Source organism: Neobacillus bataviensis (genome assembly GCF_019969725.1).
Map to the genome: position 1 here is coordinate 209,968 of NZ_JAHXYW010000002.1, position 20,119 is coordinate 230,086.

Annotated in this window: 14 protein-coding genes and 1 pseudogene; 13 read left to right on the forward strand and 2 right to left on the reverse strand. The window is 41.0% G+C overall.

Annotated elements, in window-relative coordinates; genetic code table 11:
• Positions 1-14: 14 nt before the first annotated feature.
• Positions 15-1,544: an FGGY-family carbohydrate kinase gene (locus LC455_RS05815; RefSeq protein WP_223588982.1), complete on the reverse strand. Its 1,530-nt coding sequence runs from the start codon at positions 1,542-1,544 to the stop codon at positions 15-17.
• Positions 1,545-1,574: 30 nt separating this feature from the next.
• Positions 1,575-2,351 carry an SDR family oxidoreductase gene (locus LC455_RS05820; protein WP_223588983.1) on the reverse strand — a complete coding sequence of 259 codons (777 nt, stop codon included), beginning with the start codon at positions 2,349-2,351 and terminating at the stop codon, positions 1,575-1,577.
• Positions 2,352-2,571: 220 nt separating this feature from the next.
• Here LC455_RS05820 and LC455_RS05825 point away from each other — a divergent pair, with 220 nt between their 5' ends.
• From LC455_RS05825 to LC455_RS05885, 13 genes and pseudogenes are all read left to right on the forward strand, one after another.
• Positions 2,572-3,696, forward strand: coding sequence for an ROK family transcriptional regulator (locus tag LC455_RS05825; protein ID WP_223588985.1), 1,125 nt, complete (start codon positions 2,572-2,574; stop codon positions 3,694-3,696).
• Positions 3,697-3,801: 105 nt separating this feature from the next.
• A complete protein-coding gene (locus tag LC455_RS05830) occupies positions 3,802-4,041 on the forward strand; it encodes a hypothetical protein (protein ID WP_223588986.1) in 240 nt (79 codons plus the stop codon).
• 211 nt (positions 4,042-4,252) lie between these two features.
• Positions 4,253-6,928 (forward strand): phosphoenolpyruvate synthase, encoded by a 2,676-nt coding sequence (locus LC455_RS05835; RefSeq protein ID WP_223588987.1) that lies wholly within the window; start codon positions 4,253-4,255, stop codon positions 6,926-6,928.
• Positions 6,929-7,193: 265 nt separating this feature from the next.
• Positions 7,194-8,201, forward strand: a complete 1,008-nt coding sequence (locus LC455_RS05840; RefSeq protein WP_223588989.1) for a ketoacyl-ACP synthase III — start codon at positions 7,194-7,196, stop codon at positions 8,199-8,201.
• Between the two features lie 442 nt (positions 8,202-8,643).
• Positions 8,644-10,644, forward strand: coding sequence for an IucA/IucC family protein (locus LC455_RS05845; RefSeq protein WP_223588990.1), 2,001 nt, complete (start codon positions 8,644-8,646; stop codon positions 10,642-10,644).
• Positions 10,641-12,758 carry an IucA/IucC family protein gene (locus LC455_RS05850; RefSeq protein WP_223588991.1) on the forward strand — a complete coding sequence of 706 codons (2,118 nt, stop codon included), beginning with the start codon at positions 10,641-10,643 and terminating at the stop codon, positions 12,756-12,758. The genes LC455_RS05845 and LC455_RS05850 overlap by 4 nt, the downstream gene beginning before the upstream one ends.
• Before the next feature lie 5 nt (positions 12,759-12,763).
• On the forward strand, positions 12,764-13,987 hold the full coding sequence (locus LC455_RS05855) for an MFS transporter (protein WP_223588993.1): 1,224 nt from the start codon (positions 12,764-12,766) through the stop codon (positions 13,985-13,987).
• Positions 13,988-14,010: 23 nt separating this feature from the next.
• Positions 14,011-15,255 (forward strand): type III PLP-dependent enzyme, encoded by a 1,245-nt coding sequence (locus tag LC455_RS05860; protein ID WP_223588994.1) that lies wholly within the window; start codon positions 14,011-14,013, stop codon positions 15,253-15,255.
• Positions 15,256-15,613: 358 nt separating this feature from the next.
• Positions 15,614-16,507 (forward strand): hypothetical protein, encoded by an 894-nt coding sequence (locus LC455_RS05865; protein ID WP_223588996.1) that lies wholly within the window; start codon positions 15,614-15,616, stop codon positions 16,505-16,507.
• Positions 16,508-16,545: 38 nt separating this feature from the next.
• Positions 16,546-17,577 carry a hypothetical protein gene (locus tag LC455_RS05870; RefSeq protein WP_223588998.1) on the forward strand — a complete coding sequence of 344 codons (1,032 nt, stop codon included), beginning with the start codon at positions 16,546-16,548 and terminating at the stop codon, positions 17,575-17,577.
• 69 nt (positions 17,578-17,646) lie between these two features.
• A pseudogene (locus LC455_RS05875) lies at positions 17,647-17,970 on the forward strand (aminopeptidase); the annotation flags it as partial.
• A gap of 202 nt (positions 17,971-18,172) precedes the next feature.
• Positions 18,173-18,847 (forward strand): response regulator transcription factor, encoded by a 675-nt coding sequence (locus tag LC455_RS05880; protein WP_223588999.1) that lies wholly within the window; start codon positions 18,173-18,175, stop codon positions 18,845-18,847.
• A complete protein-coding gene (locus LC455_RS05885) occupies positions 18,844-19,836 on the forward strand; it encodes a sensor histidine kinase (RefSeq protein ID WP_223589001.1) in 993 nt (330 codons plus the stop codon). The genes LC455_RS05880 and LC455_RS05885 overlap by 4 nt, the downstream gene beginning before the upstream one ends.
• Positions 19,837-20,119: the final 283 nt, after the last annotated feature.

The following is a 20,119-nucleotide window of genomic DNA, read 5'->3' on the forward strand; positions in this document are numbered from 1 at the left end:
TCGCGTATCTCAAATTATCTTGCAGAAAGTCTTGTCAGCGTTTTCATATCAGACTTTAAATTATGATAGATAGATTTATAAACTTGGTAATAGTCATTATATTTCCGATGATTCTCTTTAATAGGCATGATCTTCTGGTCTAGGACCTGCCATTTCTTAACATCTTCATAAGAGAGAAGACCTGTGCCAATTCCCGCCAGCATGACATCTCCCATATTCGCTTCTACATCATGAATCGGACAGACAACTGGATAGCCCGTGACATCCGCAAAGATTTGTCTCCACAATTTTGACTTGGTGACTCCACCTGCAAGCAGGATATATTCTCCGAGATCTTCTCCGGTCGCTTCGATTGAATCCCGTAAAGAGAACGCAACCGCTTCCAGAAAGGCACGATAAATATGGGCTTTTGTATGTGCCAAGGAAAGTCCCACGATTGTACCTTTTGCATCAGAATCCCAAATTGGACTTCTTTCTCCCATAAAGTAAGGAAGGACAATCAACCCTTCACTTCCAACTGGAATTTCTGCAGCCTTTTCATTTAATACATCATAGGCATTTTTTCCGCCCGCTTTTTCTGCTTCCAATTCATATTGACACATCGTTTGTCGGAACCATTTCACGATCGCTCCAGCTGTCGCTCCACCAGCAAAATAATAGGAAAGTCTTTTGGCATCAAATAAATAGGGCCAAACAATCAAATCTTTTCCTTTTACTGGTTTATCAGAAATGAACGCTGCGCACATAGAAGTTCCAATGGCCGCTGCATAAATACCAGATTCAAAAACACCGAGGCCGATATTAGCAGCACCACAGTCAATGCCACTGGCGATCACTGGCATTCCTTCAGAAAGCCCCAACTCCGCTGCGGCCTCTTTTGTTAATCCACCCACAATATCGGTTGATTCAACGATATTTTCTGGCATCATCGAAAGAGGAATTCCCATCGCATCCATCATTTCTCTTGACCAGGTTCTGCTATTCATATCAAAAATTCCGCCGATATTTCCTGCAGAAGAATAATCAATGGCAATTTCTCCAGTCAGCTTATAAATGACATAATCATTTGGCGGGAGAAAGAGCTTGGTCCTATTCCAGTTTTCCGGTTCATGATTTTTCATCCATAACATTTTGGTAAAACCATAATAAGGGTCGGCTCCATTATGAGTAATGTCGAGAAGTTTTTCTTCTCCAATCGTATCGATTACCCATTTTGTTTCTGCTTCTGCTCTTCGATCCATCCAAATCATGCACGGCCTAACCGGTTCCATCTTTTCATCCAATGGAATTCCTGAACCCCCATATAGACCGCTAATGGCAATACCCTGAATGTTCTCCGCTCGAATTCCTGATTTTTGTACCGTGTTTCTAATAGATGTTTTTGCTGCATCAAGCCATACATCTGGCCACTGCTCTGCCCATAAAGGCTTTGGGGTCAACACATCGTATTCTTGTAAATCTTGAGCAATCAGATTGCCTTCTGTATCCATTAAGATGGTTTTGGTGCCGGATGTTCCGATATCTGTACCAAGTAAGTACTTCATAGCTAGTCCTCCTAAGAATCTTTTAGTCTATTAAATACAAGTAAATGCACCATCGATGACAAAGTCAGATCCTGTAGTAAAGCTGCTAGTGTCTCCTGCAAGATAGACACAAATGGACTGTAGTTCTTCCGGTCGGCCCATTCGGTGAAGTGGTGCCATTTCATTCCACTGTTGAATCAATGGCTGTAAGCTCGGAGAATTTAATGTAAGTTCGGTTCCAATATATCCAGGACTAATAGAATTTACGCGGACATTTCTTGCTGCCCATTCCACCGCAAGGGATTTTGTCAATTGGATTACCCCGGCTTTTGAGGCATTGTAGGAACATTGCGGTTGTGGCACATTCACGATATGTCCAGACATCGATGCAGTATTAATAATGGAACCGCCGCCTTGTTTTAACATGACTTTACCTGCGGCCTGTGCTGTTAGAAAAACGCCTGAAAGATTAATATCAATCACTTTCTTCCACTGTTCATACGTCATTTCCTCTGCAGGAACATTCATACAGATTCCAGCATTACAGAAGGCCACATCTAAACGGCCGAAAACATCCAGTACTTTTTCAATCATGGCATTTACATCTTCTGGGTTTGTAACATCTGCCTTGATGGCAATGGATTGAATCCCATTATTTTCTTCTAGTTCTTTTGCTGTTTTTCTTGCTTCCTCGATATCCAGATCAACAATGGCTACATCTGCTCCTGCTTCAGCAAAAGCGGTGGCAACACTTTTACCAATTCCCCTTGCACCGCCAGTAACAAAAATTTTCTTTCCGTCTAGTCTCATTTTCTCAATAATACCCATGTTTTTTCCCTCATCCCTTTTTATAAAAATAGTTTTATAAAATCATTTTACAAAATGTATTTACATAATAAAACGTTTTCTTATAGTTGTCAACAAGGACAAAATATAAGAATGGGAGCCACTCCCAGACAAAGTTGTGATTGTGCGATTTTATGTGATATATTTAAAAAGAATTTAAATAAGGTTTTTTATAAAATTATTTTGTAAAATGAGGTATTTCATGGACAATGGCATCACATTTAAAGATATAAAAAGAGGAAATTACTCCTCGATTTATCATCTCATTTATCAAAATCAGAAACTTTCTAAACAAGAAATCGCGAATCAACTAAATTTGAGTTTACCGACTGTGACCCAGAATCTTGTTCGCTTGGAAAAAGAAAAATTGATTGAGAAGAGTGGACAGTTTGAATCTTCGGTTGGCAGACGTGCCACAGCTTATGCAATTTGTCCGCAGGCTCGTATCAGCATTGGAGTGGAAATTCAGAAAAAGACCGTACAAATTTTAGCCATTGATTTGCGTGGCCATGCTTTTCAGCAAAAGAGACTTCCGATGGATTATTCCAATGTGGAAAGCTATTATAAGGAGTTAAGCTATGCTGTACAGTCTTTCATCTCATCTCTTAATGTGGAAGAGGATCAAATTCTCGGGATTGGTTTTGCCGTACAAGGATTAACATCAAATGACGGAAAAAAAATAACTTACGGAAAAATATTAATCCCAACAGGATTAGAGATTGAGGTTTTTTCACAATTTCTCCATTATCCTTGTATGTTTTTACATGATGCAAAGTGTGCGGCAACAACTGAGTTGTGGGTAAGCAATGATATTGGAGATGCTGTTTATCTCTCGATTGGTCCCCACCTTGGGGGAGCCATTATTATAAATGATCAAATATATATGGGAAAACAAGGACATAGCGGAACGATTGAGCATATGACGATTAATCCTGACGGGCCTTCCTGTTACTGCGGAAAAAAAGGATGCATGGAAACGTATAGTTCTATTAATGCGCTTCTGGAAGAAGATGAATCATTAGATTTTTTCTTCCAACAGGTTCGTACGGGTATCCCTTCTTATACGAAGAGGTGGAATTCCTTTTTAGATCAATTGGCATTTTCAATGAACAATATCCATCTTGTCCTTAACAGAGAATTTATACTTGGTGGACATCTATCTCCGTATTTAAAAGAAGAAGATATTGACGTTCTTCATGAAAAAATTAATGAAAAATCTGCATTTCCAAGTAATGAATCTTTTATTCATATAAGCCGTTCATCTGTAAATGGGGTACCTGTAGGAGCTGCTATCCCATTTATTCAATCCTTTTTGAATTCGATTTAATGATCACAGCTGTACGGTTGAAGCATTTGATGATTTTCATCAAAAGAAATTTCCTATAATTAAAACTTGAAGCCTTTTTTGCTGAACAAGCAAAGGAGGCTTTTTATGGCTTTATTCAAGGCGGAGGCTCCGGTTTTAATCACAATTGGCGGGGAGATTGGTTATTTAAAACTAATTTACGACTGGAATGGGCATCGATATGAAGCAATAACGGTTAATTTTAAACGATCCATTCCACCTCTTTATCAGGAATGCTCAATAAGGAAATGCTTTCATATTTGGTTCCAAGGGCAAATAAGAATATTTTATAAACCGATGAACCTTGTTGAGTTAAATCGAGTATGATCGCCACCCCTTAAAATTTCCACAATAATAAACATGACATTTATATGTGTTGAGTAATGGACATGTTTGAACTTATTGATTATTGAATTCGCTTTCAAAAAGAATATAATGAACGTTGTTATCATTAATCAACGTTCTGTTAATAAATTTGAAATTTCTTACTAAGGTTTCATCAATAGCTGGTTACTTTTCTTTATAAAGGGGGCGCGAGATGGTACAGTATGTGCTTAACTTTAATGAGATTGATAAAACAAGTCTCACTTACGTTGGGGGTAAGGGAGCGAATCTAGGTGAAATGAGCAAGGCAGGGTTTCCGGTCCCTAAAGGATTTTGTGTGACAACCGCTGCTTATCGCTCTTTTATTGAAACAAGCAGCGAAATGCATGAACTCTTTGAACTCCTTGATCAGCTAGATCCCGGCCAGCTGGACCGCCTTCAGGAATTGGGCAAACGGATTCGCGATCATCTTGAGTCATTAAGTATGCCAGATGATATTCGAGCTTCCATATTACATGCCTGGAACGAGGCAGGAACGGAAACTTCCTATGCTATTCGATCCAGTGCTACAGCTGAAGATTTGCCGACAGCCTCCTTTGCAGGCCAACAAGATACGTATTTGAATATCATAGGACAGGAGCAGCTGCTCCAAGCGATCCAAAAGTGCTGGGCCTCCTTATTTACAGATCGGGCCATTTCTTATCGGATCAAGAATCATTACGATCATCGTGATGTCTTTCTTTCGGTCGTGGTACAACAAATGGTTTTTCCCGAGGTATCTGGAATTATGTTTACGGCGGATCCTGTGACAGGACATCGAAAAACCATCTCCATCGATGCGAGTTTTGGACTTGGAGAAGCACTTGTCTCCGGACTGGTTTCGGCTGACCTCTATCAAGTTCGCTCAGGAAAAATTGTAAAAAAGCAGGTTTCTGACAAAAAAATAGCGATTTGTCCACTACCAGAGGGCGGCACAATCACCCAAGATATACCGCTGGATAAACAAAAGGAACAGGCTCTTTCTGATGAAAAAATAGTGGAGCTGGCAAAATTAGGAGAGCAAATCGAACATCATTATAACTCGGAACAGGATATTGAGTGGGGATTGGCAGATGGCGAACTGTTTATTCTGCAAAGCCGCCCGATTACCTCTTTGTATCCGATTCCTTCTCATCAACATGACGCAAAATTGCATTTCTTCATTTCCTTTGGGCATCAGCAGATGATGACCGAAGCAATGAAGCCGTTAGCGCTTTCCATTTGGCGTACGTTATTCCCATTTGGAAAAGGGAGGAGTACCGCCGCTGAAAGTGAAGCAATGCTGCCAGCTGGCGGCCGATTGTTTTTAGATTTAACTAAACTGTTATATTGGAAACCCGCTCGAAAAATAATGCCTGTGGCACTAAGCAATATTGACGAATTAATCAGCAATGCCTGTATCCAATTTATGGAGCGTGAACAATTTCAAAAGCAAGCCGTACCTGATAGGAAGGTTAGCCAAAAAGCACGGAAATTTGTCAAACTGGTTTTGACGAATGTCATCAAGAACCTTCTCTTTAGGGATCCTTTTCACTCTGTTCAGCAGTGTGATAAATATATGAACAGCCTGGTACAGAAAAGCAAAGCAGAAATCTCACAAGTCTCAGGTGCCAAGAGAATCAAATGGATTCAAGAGCGTTCAGGGAATTTGCTGTGGACTCTTTTTAAGGACCTCTTCCACTACCCCATCTCCGGAATTGTGACATTCAAGTTAATCCAACATTCCTCTAAACGTTGGTTGGGAGATGATCAGCAAGTTCATCTCCTTAATAAATCTTTAGATGGGAATGTTACTAGTGAAATGGGTCTTGCCCTAGGGGATTTGGCGGATACTGCCAGAAAGTATCCCGAGGTGGTCGAATATTTAAAGCACGCGGAAAACGATTCCTTCTACCAAGGATTTGGCGGGCTCAGGGGCGGAGACATTTTCCGTGAACAATTCGAACGTTTTATCAGCCTCTATGGAATGCGTTGTCCCGGGGAAATCGACATCACGAAACCGCGCTGGCGAGAGGCCCCAACGATGCTTGCATCATCGATTATCAGTCATGTTCAAAATATGAATTCGGGGGAACACCGGGAGAAGTTTAACCAAGGAAAAATTGAAGCGGAACAGGCTGCTCAGTCTTTGCTTAAAAGAGTACGAATGACGAGTGGCGGGTTGATTAAAGAAAGATGGATGTCTCGTTTGATTACTGTTTTCCGAGGAAGAATGGGCATTCGTGAACATCCTAAATTTATCATGGTGCAGCATTTGGATCTATATAAAAAGGCTATATTGGAAGAAGCGGACCTGATGAAGGACAAGGGGATTCTAAATCATTCAGCCGATGTGTTTTACCTCACTTTAGATGAGATCAGGATGATATTGGAAGAACGTTTTACAGAAGATGTGCAGGGGTTAATCGAGCATCGGAAAAAGGATTATGAACGATCTCAAAAGCTGGCCCCTCCTCGTGCAATGACGAGTGAAGGGGAGATCATTACAGGCAGAAGGGGCGATTTTAAAGCACCGGCTGGGGCTTTTGCAGGTACGCCCGTTTCCCCGGGTGTTGTCGAAGGTTATGCGAAAGTGGTATTAAGTCCGGAAAAAGCGGATTTACAGCCAGGGGAGATCTTAATTGCACCTTTCACAGACCCAGGCTGGACGACTCTGTTTCATTCCTCAAAGGCTCTAGTAATGGAAGTAGGGGGGCTGATGACCCATGGTGCGGTAGTGGCGCGAGAGTATGGAATTCCAGCTGTTGCAGGTGTGGACGGGGCGACACGGAAAATTAAAAACGGCCAGCGTATTCGTGTGAATGGAACGGAAGGATACGTGCAAATTCTGGGCGAAGACCAAAATGAGTAGAACACACCCTGCCGCCGCTAAATGCTGACGGATACAGTGCAATTCTTTAACTCCCCGTGAATCGGAGTAAAGTGCTTCCAAAAAGTCCGATTGGCGACACTTGTTATTACGTGTGACTTAAAAGATCATCTGAGTGCTTTACTTCTTTAAGGGGTAAAGCATTCTTTTTATTCATTAAAAAGGTATTAAATTGATTTTTCAAAATATATATGGTTATAATTAGTACCAGGTAATAGTACTAACCAATAAAAGTGGGGTGGAACGTTTGATCGGAGCAAGAATAACAGCTATAGGGACATATGTTCCCGAAAAGAAATTAACAAATTTTGAGCTTGAGCAAATGGTCGAAACAAATAATGAGTGGATTATTCAACGAACAGGGATTCATGAACGGAGAATCACTCGGCCTGATGAATTCACCAGTGATTTATGTGTGTCAGCTGTAAAAGATTTAATGCAAAGATATAACAAAAACGTTGAAGATGTAGATATGATTATTGTGGCAACAAGCACACCTGATTTTCCATTTCCATCCGTCTCAAGTATCATTCAGGACAGATTAAATATATCTCAAACAGGTGCAATAGATTTAAGTGCGGCCTGTGCAGGATTTGTTTATGCGCTGCATACAGCACACAATTATATTGCATCTGGACTCCACAGAAAGATACTCGTTATTGGGGCGGATACATTATCAAAAATTACGGATTATACCGATAGAAGCACATGTATTTTATTTGGTGACGGTGCTGGTGCGGTGTTGGTTGAAAGGGACGAACAATCAAAAAGTTTCATTGGGTTTCATCTGGGAAGTGACGGAAGAGGTGCACAGCATGTATATCGTCCGGGGTTATCAAAAAAGGTCAATGGGATTGAGTTAATTGATACCCAATATCTTGTCCAAAATGGCAGAGAAGTTTTTCGATGGGTTGTAAGGAACGTTCCTGATAGTGTTAGACAGATTTTAGCAAAGACCCAAATGAGTTTAGATCAAGTGGATTGGTTTATACCACATAGTGCTAACTTAAGGTTGATTGAGCCGATTTGCGGAAAATTAGAATACCCAATGGATAAAACTCTTTATAGCCTGGTCAACTTTGGAAATACTTCTGCTGCTACGATTCCTTTAGCACTTGACCTTGGAATCCGTGAGGGTAAAGTCAAAAATGGGGATCGAGTTCTTATGTATGGTTTTGGGTCGGGTTTGGTTCATGCTGGACAACTTTTAGAAATAGATCTTGATGAATTAATTAATGCTCCAACACCGTTATAATATAAATTCTTGTGTGCTTTAACACAATAAGGAATAGAAGTAAAAGCTGAGATTCAACATAAGCAAGAAGGCAGCATTAGAAAATCGCAGGCAAGTATACATGCAGTGAAACAGCCAAAATGCATGCTGCCCCAAACTCTGCCATTTTTTCAAAAGCCTCTTCGGCGGATTCGAATGGAACTGATGCTGCCAGTGAAGGAGTATATACTTGTATTTTTGAGAGTGTGTATCACTGCAAAATCGCATTTTAATAAAAGGCATGGACGCTAGTAAATTAGGCTCCATGCCTTTTTTCTATTGCTTAGGAAACATTTTTTAGGTCTAAAGTCATTTGACGATGATAATCATTTTCAATTAAGATAAAACTCAAGTTAACTAACTGATAATAATTATCATTATCGATTAAAAAGCATGTTCTCGAGATGGAAAGGGGAAAAACCAAGTGAACACAATTTATCCAAAAAGTATGAGTACAATACATAATCAGGTTTTTGACGAAGAAGAAGCCAAAACCTTAGCCTACATTAGCCGTGAAGATACTGAATTGGCAGAGTCCTATTTGCTGAATCTTCAGGCAGGAAGAAGAGGTATTTTTCAACGTTTATTTCAGGCTCTGGTACGAGAAAAAATATTCCAAGAAGAGAGAATTTCATGGTCGAAAAAGTCAGTCACAAGAATTTGCATTGAGCTTCCCAGCAGAAAAACACTCCAGGCTGTCGTGAAGAAGCGGCATTCACTTGGAAGATTTGATTTAGAGGGGGATTTGTTTTTATTTGATCGTGAGTCTTTTATTATCCTGACACATCCTGTTGAACTTCTCGATTTGTTATTGAATGAAGGACTGTTAAACGAAGTAACAGAAAAGCAGTTTAGCCGATTCAAAATGGAAATTCAAAATGGAGTGGCTAATTTAGCCTTGGCCTTAGCAGGTGCTTCCCGAAGAAAACTGGAGTTAGTTAAAGCTGCCAGCCTAAAAAACATACATACCTCTTTACAATGGGTGGCCAAACAGAGTAAGGAGGATCGGAGCTTTAGTCCGCTTGCATTCTATGAACAATGGGTTGTTGAAGGGCATCCCCTGCATCCGGGAGCCAAGACAAAGTTTGGTCTTGATGTGGGAGATGTAATCCAGTATTCACCTGAATGGGGGGCTTCTCCAAAGGCAGCTCTTGTGGCGGTGGCAAAAGACTATTGCCAAACGACATCAGTCGATGTCCGGACTGTGACAACTTGTTTGTTCCAGGAGTATGAAGAGTTAAAATCGACGGTTGAAATGATATTGCAAAATCAGGAGTTAAATCCTGAGCAATTCGAGTTGATTCCCGTTCATCCATGGCAGTTTGATCATACTTTATACACTATGTACAAAAAGGAGATTGAGCAAAAAAGGATCGTTCCTATTTCGAACTTCCGCATTCCTACACAGTCTTTGGTTTCTTTTCGATCATTAGCCCCCATTCAAAATCGTGGGGATAAAAAGCATCATATTAAAACGGCTGTGAATGTGCAAACAACCAGTGCTGTTCGTACTGTTTCACCTAATTCCGTGGAAAATGGGCCCGTTCTTTCGAAAATACTGACCACAATTCAAGAAAAAGAGAATCATTTTGCGAGAAGTTTTATCGTCCTTCAAGAACGGGCAGGTATTTACTTTCAACCATCCAATCAAGACTTGTCGGAAGAGGAGCGTTGGACCCTTCAAGCCAACTTAGCATCGATTTTACGGGAGAATCCTGAGAACCTTGTCAACCATGAAGAGGAAATCCCTATGGCTGCTGCAGCACTTCTGGCAGAGTCACCTATTAGCGGGAAGCCTATTGCTGTTGAGCTGATAGAGAAACTAGCCCTCCATTATCAATTATCTAATCTGGCAGAGGCGGCGTCTTTATTTATCGAAAAGTATGCGCAAATATCGTTACCGGGTTTTTTAACTTTAATGGTTCGGTATGGAATTAGTTTAGAGGGTCATATGCAAAACAGTGTTTCTATTTTTCGTAATGGTGAGCCGGTACGGATTCTTTTAAGAGATTTCGGTGGTGTTCGTATTTTACCGGAAAGATTAGAAAAGCAAGGTTTTTATGCAGCGTTTTATCCGGGTTCATCCATCGTAACAGAAGAAGTTGAACAAATCCGCAATATAATCTCGTATTCTGTCATGCAAAACCATTTTGCTGAATTGATCTCCTGTATTGTTCGTACCTTAGGATTCGAAGAGGAGCAGCTCTGGAAGCGGGTTGCCTCAGTATGCAGAGCTGTTTTTGAAGAATTGAAGAAAGATCCGTCTATTGCAGACCAGGCTGCAGCAGATGAGCATGCTCTTTTTCAACCTATGATTAATTTGAAGGCTCTAACGACGATGAGACTGCGAGGGGATATTACAGCCTATTCGTTTATGAAAGTCCCCAATCCTTTGATGGAATGGAAAGGAGAGATTCAGGGATGAGTTCAATCACAGCTGAACGTCTTGATACCGATTGTTTAATGAAGGCCTATAGGAATGTTAGACAGGGAAATGTACTTCCAGATGAATTGAAAATCCTTACTTTTTTGCAAAAAGCTTATCCCAATATGGTCCCTTCCTATGCGGGATCTCTTGCAAGAGGACGGAAAGGGATATTGCGCCGGCTGGCAGAATCGATGCTCCGGGAAGACATCATGGGACTTTCTTCGGCTTCCTATGATCTGTACAGTATCGGCTCAATTCATACGTTAAATGTTCCGGCCATTAATAAATTTTGGCAAAGCATTATTAAGGCACTTCACACCAACGGGGTTGAAGATGGCAAAGTCTATAAATTATATCCTCTGCTTGAGGGGGAATGTCTTGTTATTCCGGTAAGCCGAACATATGCCTTTAATCGGGTAGAAGTAGATGGGCAGATTCTGCATATTTCGAAAGGTAGTATTAGGGCAATCGAACATGCTGTAGAATGGCTTCAGCTGCTGCGCAGTAAACAGGGTGACAGCGGGCAAAGTGACTGGGGGAAGCTGGCTGAAGAATTAATAAACGGAAGTGCGAATCTAGCTCTTGCCTATGCCTATTGGGAGCAGAAGAAAAAAGAATTGAAGCAAAAAGCAAATGTACACGGAATTACAACTGCCATTGATTGGGTGTTATTTCAAAAGAGTGGTGATCACACCTTTGACTCAAGTTTGTTTTTTGAACAATTATCGGTCGAAGGGCATAACCTTCACCCTGGTACTAAAACCAAAATCGGGATGGATCCGGAAGATGTGTTTCGTTATGCACCTGAATTTGATGGTGTCGCTGAAATTCAGTTTGTCGCCATTCATAAGGATTTTGCCGAGTGGAGTGTTATGAACGAAAACGATGAGAATGCGAATGTCTTTCTTTTTAAAGAGTATCCAGAATTACGAAAGGCTGCTGAACAGGAATTTATCGGGCAAGGACTAAGTGTGAATGATTATGTATTAGTTCCGGTGCATCCTTGGCAGCTGGAACAAGCTATACCAGAGATTTACGAACAGGAAATGAAGGAACAGATCATCGTTCCTATATGTGGGATAAGGGTTCCATTTGGTGCAACATCATCATTTAGAACCCTCGTACCTATTACAAATGGAAAGGAGACGAAGCATGCTATTAAAGTAGCTGTCAACAGCCAGATGACATCAACAATCCGCTCGATCTCTCCTAATACCACTAACAATGCAGCTGTTTTTACACGACTTATAACTGCCATTATGAAGCAGGAACAAGACCTGGCAGAAACGTTTATACCTGTTTGTGAATGCGCGGGATTTAATTTCAAATGCAAAGAAACTAATGGGTGTAAAGACGAGCATCAAAAACTGAAAAGCCGAAATCTATCTGTGGTATTCCGTGAGAATGTAGATAAATTTACAGCGATGGATGAAGTCGCCATTGTCTGCAGTTCGCTGTTTGCCGAATCACCGATTACAGAAAAGTCCATTATTGTAGAGTTGATTGAAAAATATAAGGAGGAAATAAAAGAGCCAAACCTTCGAAAGGCCGCGTTACAATTTTTCTCAGAGTATGCTTCTATCGTGCTTCCGGGCTATCTTACGCTTATGGTGAAGTATGGAATAGGCTTAGAAGGTCACTTGCAAAATAGTATAATGGTATTTAAAAAGGGGCGTCCAGTTCGAATGCTGTTCCGGGATTGGGGAGGAGCAAGAATTTACCGGGACAGACTTCAGAAACATCCGTATCAAGTAGAATTTTATCCGGGTTCTGTAACGGTCACAGATAGCCTAAAAGAAATGCACAACAAGGTATTCTATACTGTATTTCAGAATCAATGCGGTGAATTCATTGTCCAATTATGCAAGCATTTTGGGCTTGGAGAAGGTGAATTATGGCAGGAGATTCATCGGATTTGCCAGGAAGTTTTTGAACAACTAGAATTTCTGCCTCCATATACAGAAAACGCGCGCATTGATAGGGAAGCCTTGTACCAGTCAGAAGTAGATCACAAGGCCCTGACGAAAATGCGCTTGGAACCTGAAGGGAAAGATTATTCCTTTGCAGTCGTCCCCAATCCTCTATATCAATTCAAACGGAGGGAAGGTTAAGAAATATGGCACACATAGAAGCTGAGCATCAGGAGGTGCCGCGCTTTGCTCTTCGCTCGAGATCATTTACGATTTTCATGTCCGGAAGCTTGGTTTCACGGGTAGGGGATTGGATGGATTTAGTCGCCCTAAACTGGGCGGTATTACAATTTACCGACTCTCCCCTTTATCTGGGATTGGTGAATGCTTGCCGTTTGGTCCCCACATTTATACTAAGTGTTCCGGCAGGCGTTTTGGCTGATCGGTTTGATCGGCGAAGATTATTAATATGGATTCAAATCGTCATGATGATGTTAACGTTTTGTCTTGGCTATCTCGTTGAGACAAAACAGTCCTTTTGGTTTTTTGTGTTGATCGTAACAATAAGGTCTATGCTTGCAGCGATGGATCCACCTGTTCGGAATGCGTTAGTCTCAGATCTTGTCGCTCCAAGCTTAATGACTAGTGCAATCGCGATTAATACCACCGTTATCCACCTGTCTCGTATAGTAGGACCGGCGATTGCAGGCGCACTGCTTGCCGTCACTGAAATGGAAAATTTATTTTTTATCAATGCATGGGCGACGTTAGGTGTTCTATTTTCTTTGCTGATAATTCATTCTCATTCTTTTCCGGACTCTACTAAAAAAGACAAAGAGAAGAGAACTCTCCGCGAGGCAGCAGAGTATATTAAAAGTCAGCCATCAGTACAATCTTTGCTCATTTTGGCAATTGTCCCGATGATATTTGGATTTCCATATACAACGATGATGCCGTTATTGGCCAGAGATTTATTACAGCTTGGGCCTGAAGGGTTTGGGATGCTTCTATCTATTTCGTCTATCGGTGCATTAGTGGGAACTTGCTGGCTTTCGCTTGGGAAGGATATAAAAAGTGCAGGAAAATGGCTGATTTATTCGATTTTGGGATTTGGAGTCTCTTTGCTTTTATTCATAGGATCTAAAAACATGTTTATGGCAGGGGCAGCTATGTTCCTTGTTGGATTAACAAGTCAGACTTACCGGACGATGAGCCGAATTACATTACAAATGAATGTTCCTAATCAATTGAGGGGAAGGATTTTGAGCATTGCTTTAATGGATAGAGGGTTTATTCCTCTAGGAGCGATACTCATAGGGGCAATTGCCTCATGGTCAGGTACTTTATTGGCAGGCTTCGTGATGGGGGCAGGCTGTATTGGAATAACCTTGCTGATCGCAGCAAGCAGACGGCAAATCTGGAAATTATAATGTGATATAGGAGTGAATAAATAATGATGGAAATGATCGTTCAGACCCTCAAGAAGGATCGGGAGAAGCCTTTTTGTGCCTATCTATATGATTTATCAAAACTTCGTCACCATGTGAATGGATTAATGACAACTCTTCCTCGGTCCTGCCGCTTATTCTATGCCATAAAAGCGAACTCTGATTCGACTCTATTAAAAACTTTAGCTCCCATTGTTCATGGGTTTGAAGTAGCTTCACTAGGAGAGATTGAGAAAGTTCGGGCTATAGATGAACAAATCCCGATCTTGTTCGGCGGTCCTGGAAAAACACATGAAGAGATTGAAGGGGCTATTAAACATAACGTCTCCTTACTTCATATTGAAAGCATCAAGGAATTAGAGTTGGTCAATTACATAGCCGGTCAAAATGAAACAATCGTAAATATTTTACTTCGAGTCAATCTGCATCATGCCGTTCCGAACGCACAGCTTAAAATGGCAGGTGTACCGACACAATTTGGAATAGACGAAGTAGAAATACCCTATGCAATCGCCTTGGCTAAAGGTTTGCCAAATGTAACGCTCCTCGGCTTTCATTTTCATGCAATGTCCAATAATGGGAACTCCCAAACCCATGCAGACTTCGTGGATCATTGTTTGGAAAGGGCAAATACGTGGGGGAGAGAGTGGAATCTTGACATTTCCTATGTAAACGTAGGAGGTGGTATCGGGATTGATTACCAGAATATTGAAAATGAATTTGATTGGATCGACTTAACAAAGCGGTTGGAAAAAGTAATAGATAAGCATAAGCATTCCAATTGGCAGGTACTGTTTGAATGTGGCCGTTATATTACTTCCTCGTGCGGCTATTATGCAGCGGAGGTATTGGATATCAAACAAAATCATGGTCAATATTTTTGTGTAGTTCGCGGGGGAAGCCATCATTTTAGACTACCGGCAGCTTGGAAACATAGTCATCCTTTCACCATCGTACCAATAGAGAAATGGTCCTATCCTTTCAAACGACCTGAAGTAAATGGAGCAGTGGTTACAGTAGCTGGGGAGTTGTGTACTCCAAATGACGTACTTGCCAGAGATGTTCAAGTTGGAAGTGTACGTGCCGGGGATATTATTCTTTTCAGTTATACGGGAGCATATGGGTGGGCTATTTCTCATCACGATTTTCTCAGTCATCCCCATCCGGAGCATTTTTACATAGAATCTAACTCTAGTAGTTCTGATGTAAAAATAGAAGAGCAAAGTGATCAATTCCATATATTCTCTTAAGGATCTATTAAATGCTCATATAAAGAGCCTGTAAAAATAGAAGAATGAAAGATTAATCTCAATCCGAATAAAGGACTGGCTTGTTAGCACTAAACTAGACCATCCATCTATATTAATAATTTTTCTAGTCGATTCTTAAACTTGGAATCGGCTTTTTTGATTTTGCTAAACAAACAGTGTCTTACTTGGTAGTAAATCCCCTTTGTTCAAGGAAATTTGACTCATCCATTATCGATCCAGCTTAGGTTAAAAGAACCTTTGTTTATAAAATGAACGAAAAACCGACAAAAATTCAAAAATAATGTCGAATGGTGTCCATGGAAGTTACGATGCTCTACTCTTGAAAGGAGGTGACATAATGCACATCCGGAATTTCATTCTAATGGGTGTATTTTTGGGGGCAGCTGCTTTCTTGCCAAACCATGCATTTGCAGAGAAAAATGGAGCCGCTGGTCAACCAGAACCTCAAAATCCTGCAGTGCATACTCCCGTTTTAGAGAAAAACGAAGAGCCATTGGTTACGGAAAAAGCAATGCCCGTTACACCTGAAAACGTACATAAAAATCAAGGCGAAGTGGTTCAAAATCCAGGGACGAATCCTAGAACCAAGCAAACCTCAACAAACCCTGTTCCGAAGTCACCAAACAAGACGAATAAGGGAATTGAAAAGGCAGCTCTTTCTTCACAAAAAAACATAAAGTCTGCCGAATCTGCAGAACCGGCTGCAAAAGAGAAAGCTGCTAGACAAACAGGACCTTCAAAGCCCAATGCTGTAACGAACAAGCCGCCGGAGGACCCTAAGTCACTCACCTCAAATCAAACAGGTTTTGAGGAGGAAAATAACAGCCGGCCTTCTGGTTTAGATGCTAAGTCAGAACCTTATCCAAAAGATACTGAACCCTCCGTATCAATTAAGACAAATAGTTCTCTGACCTTGCCGCAGAAACCGTTAAAAGATGAGGAAAACAAGACTCCAGCTAACAATAGGCAGTATCTTGGGGACATTGAGATCCTGAGCAACCCTCCACCACGAACGCCATCTGCTGGAGGGCAATCAAATGAGCAGTTCAGTCCGGGTACAGGCACGACAAGCTTTATTGCAAGCCGGCTTGACTGGGATGAATATTTTGGTTTGAACCTTGGCCAGCTCTATACTTCCCGCCAGGCTAAGTACTGTCATCAATGGATCAATGCGCCGCCTTTACCACCGCCAAAAGCAGCTCCTTTTTTCACAACGTTTACTGTTAATTAAGCCACAGGTAACGATAATTAAAGGAGCATAATTGGAAAATGAAACATTACCTTAACGCTATTAAACTTGCAAAATCTTTCGTATTAACTGGAGTATTGTCTTTTGGACTTTTGGCAGGAGGCCATTTTACTGCAGCGGCTGGACTTGATAAAGGAAAAGTGGAGCCAGTTAAAACTGTTCAAACAAGCAGTTCTCAAAATGGACAAGCCATCGGAAAAGCATCTTCTGCCGTTTCAACAAAGACTGAGGTTCCTGCGCAGCCTACAGTAGAAGCAGAATCGGAGATCCAACATAAGCAAGAAGGCAATATTGGAAAATCGCAGGCAAGTGTACATGCCAGTGAAACAGCAAAAATGCATGCTGCCCCAAACTCTGCGATTTTTTCAAAAGCCCCATCTGCAGATTCGAATGGAACTGAAGCTGTACAAGGATATCTATTCGGATCGGATTCTGCTTCATCAGCGAATCCTGAAGGGGAAGATTTTTATCTAGGGAAGTTAGGTTATGGCAGCACTGTGCAATTTGATGCAAGCACGGGCAGCGGCATCTATTTCAGTAGTGCTAGAGCACAGAATGCCAGCTATGTTTACGGTTATTGGTTTTTATCCGGTATGCAAAAGGCGCCAATAGGAACCTCTGTAAGTGAGTGGGGAGTGCAGCAGGCAAAATTGGCACTACAAACCTATGAAGCTATGAAGAGTGTATATGGTTCGAAAGTCAGACCTGTTATCTTTATTGATGTAGAATCAGCTTTAACCGGTATGAATGACTATGACTATGCAAATAATCAAACGATTTATAATGCATTTGTTAATTATCTCAATCAATATGGACAAGGTGTAAAACCTGGTACTTATTCATCTCCAGGCAACTGGGATCGTACGATGGGTGACTTTTCGCCAAGCACTCCTGGGGCTTATTGGGTTGCACATTACCCGGGTGACATCCCTGCAGATTTGACAACGGGCAATTCTGATTGGCTCAATTTCCCTGGAACAAACGAAAAGGCGGAAATTTGGCAGTACTATGGCGGATACGATGACTATAATGTAGCTTGGAAACTACCATAACAAAAACTTAAATGGAAGTTTGTAAGTTTGGAGTTTAATAGTTTTTTTATTGGAATAATATGCTAAAACATAGTGAGCGACTGTGAGGGCAGCAGGTATCTTGGCGAAATAGCTCTCGTTCCGCATCAGTCGCCAAATTCACAAACAAGCACGATTTTTTATAACACGCTTTTCGACGAGAATGCGTCAAATCACTTAGCAATTGGCGAAGGATTTCCGTTTTGTTTAGACGAAGGAAAAACAATGTCTAAAGAAGAACTTGCGGAAATCGGTTTGAATGAAAGTATGACACACGTAGATTTTATGATTGGCTCGCATGAAATGGATATAGATGGGATTCTTCCTGACGGAAGCATCGAACCCATTTTCCGAAATGGGAACTGGGCATCTTAAAAATTTGTAACCTTGCTGATTAAATCGGCAAGGTTTTTGCTTTCTTAAAAACCTTTAAGTCCACTTCAACTTTATAAAAATAAGAACCCTTGGGCCGTAACGGAAGGAATTAAAGTTGCATAGGAATCCATGTCTCGATTACGAGGAAAAAGATTGTGCTAAAATAACCGTAGGACCATTTTTACAGTGATGAGGGATTTTCATGTATAGAATATTGATGATTGAGGACGATGAAAAAATCAGACGGATTGTCGCTGATACGTTGAAAAAGTGGCAGTATGATGTGGTGGAAGTGACCCAATTTGACCAAGTGCTATCGGAATTTGAGCAGACGGATCCGCACCTCGTTCTATTAGATATTAATCTTCCGGTTTTTGATGGATACTACTGGTGCCAGCAAATCCGCGCTATGTCCAAGGTGCCGATTATTTTCCTATCATCCAGAAATCAGAATATGGATATCATTATGGCGATTAATATGGGCGGAGATGATTTTATCCAGAAGCCCTTTGATTTGGATATCCTTGTCGCGAAAATAAGTGCGCTCATCCGTCGGAAATATACCTATCAGGAAGATGAGAACAACGGATTCATCCATCGGGGGTTGAAACTAAATATCACCAATTCAACCATTGAATTTAAAGGGAAAAGCGTAGAGTTAAGCCGAAATGAATTCATCCTTTTACAATTGATGATGCGCAATATCGGAAAAATTGTTTCACGCGAGGAATTAATGCAGGCCCTTTGGAATGAAGACCAGTTCGTGGATGATAACACACTGACTGTAAATGTAAACCGGATGCGCAGAAAAGTCGGAGCTCTTGGACTGGAGGAGTTTATTGTTACTCGGAAGGGAATGGGGTATTTGATCGAATGACCTTCCTCCGCTTTCTTACCTATGAAAAGCCTTATATTTATCTATATCTAACTAGTTTCTTGATTTCCGCCGCGGTATTTTTTACTGATAGCAATGGGCACTTATCATGGGGGACATTCTTCTATGCCTTTGCTTTATCTTCGATGGTGGTAATTGGCTTTTTAGTATTCCGTTATCAGCAAAACGTACGGGTCATCCGCCAGATGGAAAGTGAAGAGTATGACAGTTTGTCGCTCGAAGGAGATTTCGCTAAAGCACACATCGAAGAGTTAAAAAAGCAGCATATCCGTGAAATGAATCAGATTCAAGACAGACAGAAGGAGCATTATGATTTTGTGGTCTCCTGGTTTCATGAGATCAAAACACCCATATCGGTTCTTCGCTTATTACAGCAAACCGATATGGACGCGGGCAGTTTAAGAGAAGAGATCACTAAGATTGAAAATTACGTCGATCATGCTCTCTATTATGCCAAACTCGATAGCTTTAATCAGGATTACGATATTCAAAATTGTGACATCATCCACATTTCGAAAGAGATCATTCGATCCCATTCGAAAACCTTTTTCTCCAAAAAAATCAGGATTACCATTCAGTCCGAGTCACTCGAAGTTCAAAGTGACCCAAAATGGCTGCAGTTTATCGTGAATCAGCTAGTAACCAATAGTTTAAAATATACGGAACCTCGTGGAGAGATCACCATTTCAGCTCTCGAAAAGCCAAAAGAAAAACAGCTGCTGATACGGGATTCCGGGATTGGCATCAGCCCAAAAGACCTGCCGCGGATTTTTAATCGAGGTTTTACCGGAGAAACGGGACGTACGTATTCGAAGTCGACCGGAATGGGTTTATACTTAGCCCAGCAGTTATGTAACAAATTAGGACATTACATAAGTTGTACGTCAAAGGTGGGGGAGTTTACCCAATTTATCATTCACTTCCCGCTGGATAGCGATCCGTATTTAATCCTAAAAAAACACAATGAGTAAAATAATAACGGGTTTACTTGGTTTTTTTGAAAATAAGAAGTCTTATCCTTAATTGAGTAACTAGTGATATTTAAAATAAGCGGAGAATTTCCGGTTAGAGTGCAGAATAGAACTCGGTTCGGGGGATATAAGCGGAGATTTTCCGATTAAGCAAAGCAAAATTACTCATTTTCACGTTTTTCGAGTCAATAGCCGGAATCCTTCCGTCTATTTAAGCTATTTTCAGTGCTATTTCCTAATTAAGAGAAATTTCTCCGCTTATTTATTAGCATCTAATGAACTT

Bases quoted from the DNA above. Each gene is read 5' to 3' on its own strand.
- LC455_RS05815 (WP_223588982.1), bottom strand. From the start codon at position 1,544: ATGAAGTACTTACTTGGTACAGATATCGGAACATCCGGCACCAAAACC.
- LC455_RS05820 (WP_223588983.1), bottom strand. From the start codon at position 2,351: ATGGGTATTATTGAGAAAATGAGACTAGACGGAAAGAAAATTTTTGTT.
- LC455_RS05825 (WP_223588985.1), top strand. From the start codon at position 2,572: ATGGACAATGGCATCACATTTAAAGATATAAAAAGAGGAAATTACTCC.
- LC455_RS05830 (WP_223588986.1), top strand. From the start codon at position 3,802: ATGGCTTTATTCAAGGCGGAGGCTCCGGTTTTAATCACAATTGGCGGG.
- LC455_RS05835 (WP_223588987.1), top strand. From the start codon at position 4,253: ATGGTACAGTATGTGCTTAACTTTAATGAGATTGATAAAACAAGTCTC.
- LC455_RS05850 (WP_223588991.1), top strand. From the start codon at position 10,641: ATGAGTTCAATCACAGCTGAACGTCTTGATACCGATTGTTTAATGAAG.
- LC455_RS05855 (WP_223588993.1), top strand. From the start codon at position 12,764: ATGGCACACATAGAAGCTGAGCATCAGGAGGTGCCGCGCTTTGCTCTT.
- LC455_RS05860 (WP_223588994.1), top strand. From the start codon at position 14,011: ATGATGGAAATGATCGTTCAGACCCTCAAGAAGGATCGGGAGAAGCCT.
- LC455_RS05865 (WP_223588996.1), top strand. From the start codon at position 15,614: ATGCACATCCGGAATTTCATTCTAATGGGTGTATTTTTGGGGGCAGCT.
- LC455_RS05870 (WP_223588998.1), top strand. From the start codon at position 16,546: ATGAAACATTACCTTAACGCTATTAAACTTGCAAAATCTTTCGTATTA.
- LC455_RS05880 (WP_223588999.1), top strand. From the start codon at position 18,173: ATGTATAGAATATTGATGATTGAGGACGATGAAAAAATCAGACGGATT.
- LC455_RS05885 (WP_223589001.1), top strand. From the start codon at position 18,844: ATGACCTTCCTCCGCTTTCTTACCTATGAAAAGCCTTATATTTATCTA.